Origin of the sequence: Sphingobacterium sp. N143 (genome assembly GCF_030325625.1) — a bacterium.
Classification (GTDB): domain Bacteria; phylum Bacteroidota; class Bacteroidia; order Sphingobacteriales; family Sphingobacteriaceae; genus Sphingobacterium.
The window spans coordinates 231,877-245,856 of the sequence record NZ_JACAIS010000006.1 but is presented as its reverse complement, the minus strand read 5'-3'; the positions used below and the strand labels follow the sequence as shown (position 1 = coordinate 245,856).

The window sequence follows — 13,980 nt, the reverse complement described above, 5'->3', positions numbered from 1 at the left end:
ATCGGCTGTCGGAATCTTACGAGCGCGATTTCTTCTTTTTAAATTTTCGGCCATACCAAATGTAGAAGCCTGTAACCGGCAAGGAGGCACAGATTAAACTAGCCACAAATGCGATCCACATGCCTGTTAGCCCTGCTATTTTTCCAACATGAATATCGTAATTGGAGTTTCGCCATTTCATGCCCAATGTTTTATCATTTTGTAGGCGCTTGTAGTATGCGCGCCCATTGCGAAGATCATAGGCATAGGCATCCGAAGCTGACCACCAGGTATGTCCTTTCGTATAGATATTTACATTAGCTTGTGAGGCATCATGAACCAAATTGATAAAAACGCCCTGATGTGTGCTGTATTTTTTCACAACGTCGGACCATATCAGGTCTAAAGGTGCTACAGGGGACTTTGTCACCTGGCTATCTTGATGTTTTGGTTCTTCGATTTTTGTATTGGGCCGCTTACCGTCCATAAACCAGTATATGCTTGTTTCCCACCACTTGAAGGACCAAACCAAACCGGTTGATGCGATGACCATCGCGACCAAAAATGCATAAAAGCCAAGTACTTGATGAAGATCATAGTTGAGACGCTTCCACTTTGTGCTGAAATCTATTTTTAACCGCTTTACAGCCACTTTACGGTTTTTTGGCCACCAAAGGAAAAGTCCTGAAATTAGCGTAATGATAAACAGCAGGACGCTGGTACCTACGATCACGCTCCCTACGTCGCGCCTGAGATAAAGAAATTGATGGATCTGCCTTACGATCCAGAAAAAATTTGTCTCCACATCTATTTTTCCTAAAACGCGCCCGCTGTAGGGATCTACGAAAATACGGTCCCAATAGATGATTTCTTTATTTACAAATACACCCACGATATCGTTTTTGGGACGGCGTTTAAGGGACTCAAAAATATAGGCTTCCTGCTGATCAGCTGTAGCAGGCACACGAATAATATTAATGGGCTGTCTCGTGGCATGCTGTGCGTTTGCCTGCAAGATCGAAAGAGGAAGGACAGATGCTTTTTCCGGTACATTTACCTTGACATAGCTGGGATGAAATAGGGAAAACAGTTCTTTCTCAAAAACAAAAATAGCGCCTGTAATGCTCACGATAAAAACCACCAGACCGGAAATTAATCCGATCCAGCGGTGTAAAAACAAGATTATGTTTTTGACTTTCATGATTAAAATGTATAGCCTAGGGTAAATAGGAAATTCCGCGGTGCACCTGGGAACAGACGGATATAATCGTAACCTCCGACCCAATGTGTTTTGTTGGTAATATTATTAAAGTTGGCCTGCAATTGTACCTTGCCAATGGTATAGTACAAGGCCGCATTCAGTAAACTGTAGGATGGAATCGTCTGATCCTGGTTAAGGGAAAGGTTTCTTTTATCTACATAGTTGGCACCGATGCCGATGCCCAAGCCTTTTGCTTTTCCGGAAGGAACAGAGAATCTGGTCCAGATATTTGCCGTATTTTGAGGCGCATTTGGTTTTTGTCTGTTCAGTTCTTCATTATTCCCACCTTCGGTGATCTTGGCGTCATTGTAGGCATAGGATGCAATAACACTCCAATGCGGGAGAATCTGGCCCTGAATGTCAAACTCTATCCCTTTAGATCTTTCTTTTCCGATCTGTTCCATTAAATCTGCATTGTCGGCTGTAGGAGTAGGGTAAAGGGTATTCTTCTGATTGATCTGATAGATAGCTGTACTCGCCTGAAGTTTTCCGTCCAGCCAGGCTGTTTTTAATCCAAATTCGGTCATATCATTTTCGAGTGGATCAAATGGTCCGCCGGCATTTGGATTTGCCAGTGCCGAAGCCGTTTGTGGGTTATAGCCTTTTACGTAGGTTCCGTATAGATTGATCTGTGGATTGATGGTATAAACTGCTCCAAAGCGCGGCAGTATAACATCTTGGTGTACATTCTCGGCCTGATCGGTTTTATAATTGGCAATATCCTTGTAATTCTCGTACCTAAGCCCCAGCAATAACTGGATAGGGCCCAAGGTGAGCTGGTCCTGTAGATAGAGCGCATGCAGATGATAATAGGTCGGCGCAACCAATGTCGATGCATAAAAATATTTACTTCCATCTTGCAACTGTTGGCTTTTCAAGGGGTTGCTGAGGTCAAAACTGGATACATTGGGTACTGGGTTTCCATTTTTGTCGAGCAGATAATCGCCTATTTTTTTGGGGTCAAATCGTGCAATGGTTCCTGTATTATCTTTATTTCTATACCCGCTCGCTGTCAGCTGCGAACCACCCACAGGTAACACCTCCTGCGCATAGTCATAACCGGCAATGAGTTTATGTGCTAGCGCACCAGTGTTGACATTGTAATTGAAGAAAGCGGTGATGTTATCAACAAATCGTTTTCTGTTGCGGATGAAAACCTGTCTCGCCACCATATTTTCAATATTGGCTCCTTTCCCGTCCACAGCATAGGCATTGGCTGATCGATGTTCCGATAGGTCCTCTGCATAGCCTGTTTTCATATAGGAAGCATTAAAGCTCAACTTCTCATTGAAACGGTGATTCAGCGAAGCGGTCACCATATAGGTCTGCTCATTCAGAAAATCATTGGCCGTACTCATGGATTGGCTTATAGGTGTTGAATAGAGATCACCGTTAGCAAAGATGGATTGCCCCCGGTCGAGCCTTGATTTCGAATCGTTATAGACCATATCAAAATTGATACGGGTATTTTCTGAAGGAATAAAAGAAAATGATGGTGCCAGGACCAAGTTTTTGTCGAACTGTAGATCTCTAAAATTCTGCGCATTTTCATAGCCAATATTGAGGCGGTACAACAGGGTTTTATCGCTAGTCATCGGGCCTGTAAAGTCGGCAAGGGCGCGCAGGTTGTTGAAACTTCCCACAGAAAATTGCAACGATTTGCGTGCCTCATCGAGCGGTTTTTTTGTAACACGATTGACAACACCGCCAGGGCTGGCATTACCGAACAGGGCCGAAGAGGGACCTTTTAATACTTCTACACGTTCCAGATAATTGGCCAGGGGCTGTTTCCAAAATCCTGTTGTTGTACGCATACCATTGACCAGCTGCGTATTGGATCCACCATTGATCCGAAAACCACGGATCGTAATATCATCATAGAAGGTGAACTGGTTAACGCCGCTGAAATTCTTGACAATTTCACCGACACGCATCAATCCTTGGTCTGCGATAAGCTCTTTCGTCGCATACGAAACCGATTGGGGGAGATCGCGCAATTTGGTTTCGGTCTTGCTTCCGATAAAGGACTGTGTATTGCGATATGATTTTTCCTTGCGCCCGTAAATTTCCACGGTTTGTAATGATTCCTCTGCGCGAGACATCGGAAATGATAAGGTCATTGGATGTGCTGGGTCAATCGATACTTTCCGTTTGATGCTTTTGTAACCGATTGCATTAATTCGGATATCATAAGTTCCTTTGGCTAATGTAGACAATATAAACTGGCCACGATTGTCTGTTGCGGTATGCTGGTTGGTTTTCAGTACGGTAATCGTAGCCCCAGCTAGTGGTGTATTATTTTCATCCAGGACTGTTCCATTGAGAAGCTGTTTTTCTTGCGCTTGTGTGAGTTGTAGACTCCATATTGCTGCGACAAGCATAGGTAATTTTCGCATCTTATTTAAATTTAATCTTAATAAAGCGTCAAAATTAGATGATTAAACTTATATTTGTGGGAGAAAAAATATGCAATTCGGGAATTTTATACATTGGCATGTACCCAGATAGTTTAGAAAAAGTCCTTTCCAATAATGCCGATCTACGTGACTCATGGTCGCTGGATGAACAGGTTGAGCGAGAAATGGCACGTACGCCGCCCAGTTATTCTTTTGATATCCGAACCTTTGTGGATCATCCTTTTCAATTTCACAAAAAATCGTTGAAGCAATATTCTTCGCAAATGGATGTGTCCGAGATCGTCATACCGCAGGGAATTCATATGATATATGGCGAATTAACATCGCATAGCGACGGTTATATTTGTATCGAGAATGCCGCTCCTTATATTCATGTTTTTTTTGCCTTAAATAGCGACAGACAGTATTATGTAGATGGAAATCTGTTGGTGAATTCTTCCCCTGGCCATGTCCAATGTTATCTTTTTGCAGGACCTCAGATCTTAGGACTATGGCATCATCGACCTGAGGAAAGTTTTGTCGAAGTCAATATTCCGGTCTCCTCATTCGAATCATTTCTGCCCCGTGAAAGTCCTTTCCTGGACAAGCTTCATAGGCTTTTAGAAAAGTCGCGATCGGGCATCCTGTTTGACGATTCAGTCTTGATAAGTGCAGAGCAAAAGAGGATTATAGCCGAATTGATTGATCTGGAGCTTGACAAAGAATGGAAGCATCTATTTTGTTTTGGTAAGATCCTTGAACTGTTGGCGCGGACATTTGATCAGTATAAACTAGGCAATAAGGTAAACTGTAGGGATGATAGCCTGAGTCCAGAAATGAGAAAATTGATGGCCAAGGCAAAAAAAATAATTGAAAGCAGATTAGCAGATCCGCCTTCTTTAGCACAATTGTCCGCTGAATTGGGAACGAATGAAAACTATTTGAAAAAATATTTTAAACGTTGCTATGGGACGACCATCTATGGCTACGTCACTAAGGTTAGAATGCAAAAAGCCCGAAGTTTACTTTCTCAAGGAGACCGCCAAGTAAATGAAATTTCACGCTTTTTAGGTTATAATAATCCTGCGCATTTTTCGGCGAGTTTTAAGAAACATTTTGGGGTGAAACCAAAGGCCATACAGAGCTTTTCAAACATAGATGGAAGGCATGGTTAAGCCCTATGTTTTTTGCCATGTTAATAGAATCATGATGAGCAATCATCAAAATCTGGTGACTGTACATTGTCATCAGTTAAAGGCAGGATGATAGAAAATATCCCCGACAAGTCTATTGCCGGGGATGTTGATTAGTTGCGGTTTGATTCAATCTTATATACGTAAATCGGTATATCATTCTTTTGTCCTGTGGGTAAAACAAGATTTAAATGATCGCTGCCCTGTGTCCATTTGACCTTCGACGGACTGCCCAGAAGGCTGATCGAACTGATCGCAAGTTTGTTTTTGGCAAGCTCCGGAATGTCTATCCTCGCTGTTGAGGGGCTACGGACAAAGAGGTAGACTGAATTACCTTTCTGGGTAAAACGATAGTCGGCAATGATCTCCTTGGAAGTCGCATCATTGACGGCATCTTTCCCAACCTTTTCCTTGTCTGACTCTTTCTTTGCAGTTTGTGCGCTCGCTGTTATGGCTTGTGCACCGTTCCAGACCGTCGTACCGTAGATTGCCTCGCCATTGACCTTCATCCAGGCACCGATGGCGTGTAGGTTTTCCTGACTCTCTACTGGCCAGCTGCCGTCACCTTTGGGGCCGACATTGAGCAGGAGGTTACCGCCCTTGCTGACCACTTCGATCAGGTTGCGTACCAGCAGTTCGGGGCTTTTCCATTTTGTATCATGCCTATTGTAGCCCCAGTTTTCGCTCATCGTAATACAAGCTTCCCAATTTTTCCGTGCTTTCGAAACCAGCGTTTGCTCGACGACAGCATAATCGCCCAGACCATTACCGATGCGGCTGTTGATAATACACTGGGGCTGGATGGCATGGATCAGATCACGGATCTCCTGGCTCTGTTTTTTGGTGATCAGCTCGGGCGTGTCAAACCAGATAATACCGATGGGGCCATACTGTGTCAGCAGCTCACGGAGCTGCGGTTTGACTTTGTTTTCGACATACTTGTTCAGGTCTTTGGCATCTTCATCGGGATAGTCCCAGGTATTGCTGCGCCCGGCTTTTGTGGGCCAATTGGTCGGTACATCTGGGTCTGCCCAATCGCGCCCCAGGGAGTAATAGAAGCAGAGCTTTAACCCGTACTTCTTGCAGGCCGCCGCGAGGGCGAGCATAGGATCTTTGGCCCAGGGCGTCCTCCGGACGATATTATAATCACTGACGGCCGAATTGTACATCGAAAAGCCATCGTGATGCTTGGCCGTGATCACAATATACTTCATGCCGGCATCATGGGCCATCTGCACCCAGCGGTCGGCATCAAAGGCGGTCGGGTTAAACTGGTCGGCGATCTTCGCGTAGGTCCTGACCGGGATCCGTTCATAGAGCATAAAATGTTCGCCGCCTTTGGTGGGATGTCCGTTCCAGTCGCCTGCGGTCTGCGAATAAAGTCCCCAGTGCAGAAACAGCCCAAATTTGCCCTCGGTAAACCAGGGGGCTGGCTGGCCGGACAGGTTCAATCCCGCCACGGCAAATAGCAGCAGCAGGATTGTTCTTTTAAAAATGAATGTCTTCATCGTAGCTTTCGGCCCTCCCTAACGGTTTTGTACTTTCATGGATGAGACTTTATCGTTGAAAGTCGAGAGATAGGAAGACGATGAGGTCACCACGAGGCTGTCGCCGGTAAAATTATTCCCATTGTATAAGGTGACTTTAACGTTTGTCCCTACTTTAATGGAAGAGATGCTATTGTCGGTCAGGCCTTTTGCCAATAAATCTGATGTGGTATATTGCCCCGGGCCAAAGCTGCCTTTCACACCGGCATAGGAGGCATTGGAATAGGTATACACCGAATCTTGATTGGTCGTCATGAGGTCGTTGACATACTTGAAATCGTAAACATTGGATGTGGTGTATCCATTTTGCAATAATAATTTTACTTTGAGTTCGTAGGGTGTATTGCCTTTGTAATAGAGTTCATTGAGGTCTATGGTTCCTTGGATGCCCCCAGAGGAAACTGGCGCAAATTTCCAGGTGACGGCGTTGTAATCTTTGTTGGCTCCGGTACCTTCGTTGTTCACGTTGGGATCCATATAGACCAATATCTCGCTCACAGGCAAATTGGATGTATAATTTCCGCTGATAAAGATTTTTTGCTGACTGTTGTCAATGGCAAATTGCGGTTGTATGGAATAACTCGGTGCCTGATAAGGAGCAGCTGTCGGCACTGCCGGTTGAAAAACTTCATTTCTGCTCAGAATGGCCGCATCAGAACCGGTCAGGAAAGTAGGCAGTCCCTTGCTAAAGCTCACATTGCCGCTTCCCATCAGCGAGGTGCCCAAGGTGGGTTCTTCACTGACATACTTCGCACGGTTGTGGGGGAGGTTTAATCCATGGCCCAGCTCATGCAGCATGCCGCCGAGGTAGTTGGAGCTTGGATTTGGAATTCCGTTGACGGACATGGACGAATTATCTACGGCAAAGCAGTATTTGCCATAGCCATAGAAGGGCTGGCTATTATCGCCGTCTGTTCTTGCCGGTAAAAGGACTAAATAGTGATTGTTGGATGAAAATTCGTTTGGATGGCTGGTTTTGTAGGCATTGATCTCATTGATAATCTTACCAGCTGATATAGAGGAGCTATAGGGGTAGTCTGCTTGAGCGCCCGCGGCCGGAATTTCAATAATATTCACCAAGCCAGTGGAATCTTTTGCCAGGCCCAGGTAGTTGCTGTAGCCATAGCGTTCCATTTCGTTATGTAACCAGTCCTGGAAATGGACAAATAGCTGCGATAACCTAGTTTTGTAGTCAGGTAAAGCTGGATTGTCCGTGGGTACAAACATAATGATGTTGAGATTGACGGGATTGCTGACAAATTTAAGGTTGGCCAGGGAGGTGTCTATAGTTCCATTCGACGAAGCCTTTAATCGCTGAGTTTCTGGTACAGTTTGCTCTACCAAAGGTTTTGAACAGGCGAAAAAAAGTGATAGGACGGTGGTGGATAACGCAATTCCCTGAATGATTTGCATCCATTTTTTTGTTTGTTTTCTCATAATTTTTATGGTATTTAATTTATAATTGTTCATGCATATACTAAATTTACACGATGGTCATCTCTGCCATAGTTTTTTGATCAGTATGCTGATGATTAGTTCGTCACATCGACAATATACCATACATTCAGTTCGCCAGACCGTATGGTGACGGTATCTTTGCCGACGGTTAAGCCCGTAACCAAGCCCGTACTGCTATACGTTGCAATTTCTGGATGTTTGTTGCTATAGGTCGCTTCGGTGACGGTGCGGTTTCCGGGATTGACCGCCAGATTGATCTGCAGCGGCGTTCCGATTTTGACCGGAATCTGCATGAAGCCGCCCGAAAGTACCGCTTCCCGAACAGTCAGATTGTCTTTAATGGGCGCCAGGTCCTTTTTGCAGGCGCTCAGCCCCATAGTTACACCTAGTAGGCTAATCGACAGGTAGATATATGCTTTAATTTTCATCTGTATAAATTTGTTTTTCAATTGTGATGAAGCTATCAGATTTATTCTTTCCCCAGTGCGATTATTCATTCATGATTTGTTTTTTAGTTGTATTCATGAACTCGTTTCACTCGGTTTGAATAAATCATGATGGTTTCATATTGTTATTTCTTATATATTCATATTATTTTGCGCCCAACCATCCCGGATTCTGAACCAGCTGATTGCCATCTAAAGTGAGATCGTATAGAGGTAACGGCCAATAGTAGCGGTAGTCTGCCCACAGGGCGGTACCATTGCTGATGTTGGCACTCCTCGGGTAGGCGATGATAAAGCCATCATTATCCAAAAAGATGTCTTTATTGACTTCTTCTTTGAGCGCGATAATAGGTTTGGCGGTATGGGTACCATCGTACAGTTTTCCTTTTTCGGCTGTAAATTTCATGCCGCGCAGGGGAACGGTCATCAGATTACCGGCTTTCCAGCGCATCAGGTCTTCGTAACGGCGGTCTTCCAGTACCATTTCTACACGGCGCTCTCTTCTGATTTCACGGATGATGGGACTAACGGCATAATCAAGTTTGCTGGCGTAGATTTCATCAAGCCTGGGGTCCGCTGGGAGGTTGCCCAGCTCGAGTTTGCTGCTCGGGTATTTCGCGAAGTCGAATCCTGCACGTTGGCGCAACAGATTGATCGTCCGGTCCAGGTCATTCTGTGTCAGGGTGCCCAAGATGGCCTTGGCTTCAGCCAACATGAGCAGAACTTCGCCATAGCGGAATTCGATCGCTGTCTGTTGACCATTTGTCGTCGCTTCATTTTCGGCGCGGTCACCCATCCAATGTTTGATGGGAAGGTAACCGGTTACAGTTGTACCGCCGCCCACATTATAGGACAGCCGTGGATAGGTGATACCATTTTTCTCAAGACTGGTCGTCCCGTCCGTTCTGTTAAAAAGGGATCGGTTTTCACCCGGGTAATTAATGGTCTGCTTCAGGCGCGGGTCGCGGTTTTCAAGTTCGGACCATAGGCCATCATAGCCTTTGAATAGCGGGTTGGCGGTGTAGTTGCCGGCAGATCCCGAAGAATAGATCGGTTTCCCGTCAATACATAGGTATTCATCGATAAGACCACGCGTCGCTCCACCGGCAGGTCTGGCTCCTCCAAGGCTGTTGTTCTGGTCCCAATAGCGCTGGGTGGCATGGCCTACCACGGTACCGTCATAAACCCGGGCCAGTATAGCTTCCTTGTTGCCGTCGGAGCTGGGGTCCTTCTTGAAGGTAAACAGTTTCCAGTAGGGGGTGTCGCCTGTGGCATATAATTGATACCGGCCCGAAGCGATGATTTTTTCACAGGCATCCACACAGGCCTCCAGGAAAGGTTTTGCCGTGCTTTGTAAAGAGAGCTCGCTGTGGTAGGTGCGGAACGAACCTTCAAACAGGGCTATGCGTGCTTTCAAAAACAGGGCCATGTCCTGATTGATGCGCCCATCAGGACCACCAGTGACGCCTTCTAGTCCCGCAATGGCCAGATCAATGGTTTTCATCAACGAGTCAGCGACCACAGTGCGTTTATCCCGAGGCTTGTACAGTTCCTTACTGTCGATGTTGAGATCAGTGGACAGCCAGGGCACATCGCCAAACAGCATGAGCTTGCGGTAATAATCCATCGACTTAAAGAAATAGGCTTCGCCAAGATATTTGTTCAGTCGGGTAGGGTCGTTATTGACATCGGGCAATGCGTTGCGGTAGTTTTGGATGAAATAATTGACCGAACGCAGGTCATCCCATGTCCAATCCACCGAAGTACCGGAATTTGGTGGAATAAAGGTATTGTCTAGCATACTGCTGATATTGCCATAGCGAACCATATTGTCGGTCATAAAGTCGCTGGCCAGTAAATGACTGCCCCCGACCACATTGGGGTTGACTTTGGCATCTGCCCAGACTGTGCCATGTCCCAGAATATAACGGCCATAGAGGTTGTTGAGGTACAGCGTCAATTCGGTTTCAGTCTTTAATGAGTTGTCCTTCGACAGTTCGGTTTCTGGACTCAGCTGTAAAAATTTATCGTTACAAGACTGTGCCAGCAAGAGGGGGGAGGCTGCAGCAATGACGATTAATCTGAATATATTTTTTTTCATAGTAGTAATGGTTAGAAGACAATTTGGGCACCAAAAGCAATGGACCGCTTTTGTGGATAGTCGGCAGAGATCTGATCGACATCAAAAACTGTTGGTATTTTTGTGACTTCAAAGATATTGTAACCTGCAAGGGTGAAGCGTAACCGCTCGACACCAAATCGTTTGGTCAGCTGATTGGGTAAGGTATAGCCCAGTACGGCCTGTTTCAGTCTGAGGTAGGCACCGTTGATCAGGTACCGGTCCTGCACGCTTACCGAAGAGCCATACATGGGAAACTCCGCATCTGTACGCTCAGGTGTCCAGGATCGTTCGTACATCCATTGTGATCCGGCTCCACCACCCCAGTATGAGGATATGCCTGCCCAGATATCACGTTTCAATACACCTTGAAACAAGAAATCAAGGTCGAAATTTTTATACTGGACATTTCCGGTGATGCCAAAGCGATACCGTGGTGTGGAATTTCCGATGACGACACGGTCTCCTGGATTGGTCAAGGTATTCAATCCAGCATCTATCTTACCGTCTGGGATCCCTTCGGGGCCGCCCAGATCCTGATACCAGATATAACCTGGATAGAGCGTGCCCTGATAGGCGCCATTGTAGATCCAGTTACCATTGGTTTCATTTCGTCCTGCGAAGTCACTTTCCTGCAATATACCCCCCGTACGGTAACCCCATATTTCGCCGATGGTCTTACCATCATACATGACCTCCCTGCCCGCAGAGTTGGTAATCATCATGCTGGTGTTGGCGGCATAATGCTGTACTTTGGTCAGGTAGTCGGATAGGTTAATACCGACACGATATCTGAGGTCCGCATTGATGCTCTGCTTCCAGAGGAATGAAAGCTCAAATCCTTTTGTCTCGAGGATACCTGAATTTTCCAATGGTGCTGCAGTCCCCAGTGTCGTCGGAAATGAAGCGCTGCCATCGGTCAGGATATCGGTGGTCTTGCGGTTGTAATATTCGAAGGTCACATCGAGCCTGTTGTTGAGCAAGGTACCATCAAGACCAATGTTCCAGGTGCGGGCTTTTTCAAAAGTAAGGTAGGGCGATACGAGTCCTGGGGGATCGATATAGACGATCTGTTGCCCATTGATCAGGTAAGGAGCCTTGCCTGTATTCATGGTGGCCTGATATGGATAGATGGATGAGGGCTGATTGCCCAGTTTTCCCCAGCTTCCGCGTAGCTTCAGTTCGTTGAGCCAGCCTTTTGTACCTTCCATAAAATGCTCCTGCGAGATCCGCCATCCGGCCGAGAAGGAAGGAAAGGTGACAAAGCGGTCTTTTTCGGTAAACTTGGCACTGCCGTCATAGCGCAGGTTGCTCTCAATGAAATACTTTTCTGCATAGTTGTAGTTCACACGGCCAAATACAGCACGTCCAGCAAGTGTATACGCATTGCGGTATACCGTATGCAATGATGGGTCCTCAGCGGCATCGGGGTTCTGGATATCCGGAGAGATCAGTTTCCGGAAGGTATTGGTGATCTGATTAAACTTGGTCTGCTCCTGATTGTACCCTACCACAGTAGAAAAATGATGTTTTTCTGCCCAGGTCTTCTTATAGTCAGCATAGATGTTGACCAAATATTTGTTGGTGTTATTGTTGTCAAAATAGGCCCGGTTTTCCGCGGCCTCGGCCTGCTGGGCGGTATATTGCCAAGAGTCTACGATCTGGTTGAACTTTGGACTGTATCGGCTCAGGCTATACGATTGCGGTTGATAACTGAGGTCTGCCTTTAGTTTCAGTGCATTGGGAATTAAGGTAAATTCGGGCGAGATCAGTAAGGATACCCTTCTATCCGTGGACTGATTGTTGGCCCCATAGCTTAGCCAGGAAAGGATGTTGTCGGTATAGGCATTGGGCAAAGGATCGTTTGGCCCGGTTTGGATGGGCATATTGATGTTCTTGTGCGTTTCGCCCATCATGGCTGTCCAGATACTTCCTTTACCACCAACGATGTAGGGGCTGTTGAAGTTGGTCTGGTCAAAACCTATCTTTCCAAACACGCTGAACCAGTTGTTCACCTTGGCATTGATATTCATCAGGGCATTGTAGCGTTTCAGCTTATCGGTATTGATCTTGTACATACCGGACTGGTTTTGCAATCCCCCGGAAATATAGTAGTTGATGGACTCGGCACCACCGCTGAGATTGAGGGTGTGCTTTTGCATCGGCGTCCATTTTTTGACCGCTTCCTCAAATGGATTGACATTGGCGACCCAAATGATGCTGTTTCCCTCTTGGTACCAGGCGTTTTCAGGCGTGGGGTTATCCATATATTTTTGGATCATCTCCAGTTTCTTTTCATCGGCGGTACCAGGCTTGCCATTCGTCCATAAGGTCCTGTCCATGCCTGATTTCTGGATCTCATAGGCATTGAGGATATCGGGGAGCCCTGAAGGTGTGTCAAAGTTGGAATCGAAATTGTAGGCGATCTTGCCTTTCTGATTGAACTCTCCTCGTTTGGTGCGGACTAAGATGACCCCATAGGCCGCTTTGGTACCATAGATCGCTGCTGCAGAGGCATCTTTGACAAAAGACATGTCCATGATGTCATTTGGGTTGAGCTGATTCAGGGCAGCCGTGGAGCTCTCCACCCCGTCTATGATAACCAGGGGGTCACCGTTCACGGATTCGAACACCTTGGTGTTCTGATTATAACTCATGGAGGTACCGCCCCGCAGGTTAAATCCGGGTGTACTGTTGGGCGAACCGTTTCCGAAGGTGATGTTCAGATTGGGGACTAGGCCCTGTAAGGCCTGACCGATATTGGCGACCGGCCGATTTTCAAAGGCTTCCTTGCCGACATGTGAAATGGCTCCTGTGAGGTTGACTTTCTTTTGTGTGCCAAAGCCGACAACCACAACTTCCTCCAAAGCGCTGTCGTTTTCTTCAAGTGATATGGACAGACTATTGGCTGTTGCACTACTGAAGCGCACGGTCTGTGGTTTGAAGGAAAGGTGCGAGATGGTCAGGCTACCCTCGGCTTGGGCCGATGATAGGGTGAAATTGCCATTGCTATCGGATGATGTCCGTGTGCTGCTGCCGTTTAAACTGACCGTCGCATTTTCAATGGGCCTGCCGTCTTTAGCAGCGGTCAATCGGCCTTTGATCGTATGCTGTTGCTGTTGAACGTTTTTTTTCTGTGCACTTGGCAGCACGACAACATGGTTTTTGTGCATTTCAAACTGAAGGGGAAGCTTGTCTGAAAGTTCTTTGAGGACATTTCCCAGTTTTTGGTTGGAGACATTGACATCTACCTTTCTGAGGTCGATAAAGAGGCTTTCATCGTAAAAAAAATGATAGCCAGTCTGTTTGTTGATCTCTGTCAACACCGATTTTAGGTTTCCCTTATTGATATGCAGAGTGACCTGCTGTGCCTCGGTCTTACCGTATACGCCATAGGTAAAGAGCAAGCCCAGAAATAAGGTTGCTTTGACCTTTTTTGAAATAAGGGGTGTAAAGTTGGGTTCGGTCATTCGACTCCCGAACAGGTAATCTTTACATTTGTTAAAGTAATTCATATTTTTCAGTAATAGGGTTGGTTTTTTTTGGTTTTAGTTCAAGTACGGACCGTCGGTCCGCTACTG

8 protein-coding genes are annotated in these 13,980 nt (G+C 46.2%); 1 reads left to right on the top strand and 7 read right to left on the bottom strand.

All coding sequences use genetic code 11. The features are described from left to right. Window positions 1–16 precede the first annotated feature (16 nt). Both HX021_RS13395 and HX021_RS13390 read right to left on the bottom strand, forming a co-directional pair. Entirely contained in the window at window positions 17–1,180 is a 1,164-nt protein-coding gene (locus HX021_RS13395; protein WP_286590908.1) for a PepSY-associated TM helix domain-containing protein, read from the bottom strand. 2 nt (window positions 1,181–1,182) lie between these two features. Further along, window positions 1,183–3,636, bottom strand: a complete 2,454-nt coding sequence (locus HX021_RS13390; RefSeq protein WP_286590907.1) for a TonB-dependent receptor — start codon at window positions 3,634–3,636, stop codon at window positions 1,183–1,185. 38 nt (window positions 3,637–3,674) lie between these two features. Between HX021_RS13390 and HX021_RS13385 the strand changes: the two genes are divergently transcribed. Further along, window positions 3,675–4,811 (top strand): helix-turn-helix transcriptional regulator, encoded by a 1,137-nt coding sequence (locus tag HX021_RS13385; protein ID WP_286590906.1) that lies wholly within the window; start codon window positions 3,675–3,677, stop codon window positions 4,809–4,811. A 131-nt stretch (window positions 4,812–4,942) separates the two neighbouring features. On the opposite strand, the gene HX021_RS13380 is transcribed toward HX021_RS13385, so the two are convergent. The 5 genes from HX021_RS13380 to HX021_RS13360 form a co-directional block, all read right to left on the bottom strand. Next, entirely contained in the window at window positions 4,943–6,337 is a 1,395-nt protein-coding gene (locus HX021_RS13380; RefSeq protein ID WP_286590905.1) for an alpha-L-fucosidase, read from the bottom strand. A gap of 18 nt (window positions 6,338–6,355) precedes the next feature. After that, window positions 6,356–7,813, bottom strand: a complete 1,458-nt coding sequence (locus tag HX021_RS13375; protein WP_286590904.1) for a beta/gamma crystallin family protein — start codon at window positions 7,811–7,813, stop codon at window positions 6,356–6,358. A gap of 95 nt (window positions 7,814–7,908) precedes the next feature. Next, on the bottom strand, window positions 7,909–8,331 hold the full coding sequence (locus HX021_RS13370; RefSeq protein ID WP_286590903.1) for an Ig-like domain-containing protein: 423 nt from the start codon (window positions 8,329–8,331) through the stop codon (window positions 7,909–7,911). Between the two features lie 94 nt (window positions 8,332–8,425). Beyond that, complete coding sequence (locus HX021_RS13365) at window positions 8,426–10,381, bottom strand: RagB/SusD family nutrient uptake outer membrane protein (protein WP_286590902.1); 1,956 nt, start codon at window positions 10,379–10,381, stop codon at window positions 8,426–8,428. An 11-nt stretch (window positions 10,382–10,392) separates the two neighbouring features. Next, window positions 10,393–13,914 carry a SusC/RagA family TonB-linked outer membrane protein gene (locus HX021_RS13360; protein ID WP_286590900.1) on the bottom strand — a complete coding sequence of 1,174 codons (3,522 nt, stop codon included), beginning with the start codon at window positions 13,912–13,914 and terminating at the stop codon, window positions 10,393–10,395. Window positions 13,915–13,980 lie beyond the last annotated feature (66 nt).

Bases quoted from the DNA above. Each gene is read 5' to 3' on its own strand.
- HX021_RS13365 (WP_286590902.1), bottom strand. From the start codon at position 10,381: ATGAAAAAAAATATATTCAGATTAATCGTCATTGCTGCAGCCTCCCCC.
- HX021_RS13380 (WP_286590905.1), bottom strand. From the start codon at position 6,337: ATGAAGACATTCATTTTTAAAAGAACAATCCTGCTGCTGCTATTTGCC.
- HX021_RS13370 (WP_286590903.1), bottom strand. From the start codon at position 8,331: ATGAATAATCGCACTGGGGAAAGAATAAATCTGATAGCTTCATCACAA.
- HX021_RS13360 (WP_286590900.1), bottom strand. From the start codon at position 13,914: ATGAATTACTTTAACAAATGTAAAGATTACCTGTTCGGGAGTCGAATG.
- HX021_RS13375 (WP_286590904.1), bottom strand. From the start codon at position 7,813: ATGAGAAAACAAACAAAAAAATGGATGCAAATCATTCAGGGAATTGCG.
- HX021_RS13395 (WP_286590908.1), bottom strand. From the start codon at position 1,180: ATGAAAGTCAAAAACATAATCTTGTTTTTACACCGCTGGATCGGATTA.
- HX021_RS13390 (WP_286590907.1), bottom strand. From the start codon at position 3,636: ATGCGAAAATTACCTATGCTTGTCGCAGCAATATGGAGTCTACAACTC.
- HX021_RS13385 (WP_286590906.1), top strand. From the start codon at position 3,675: ATGATTAAACTTATATTTGTGGGAGAAAAAATATGCAATTCGGGAATT.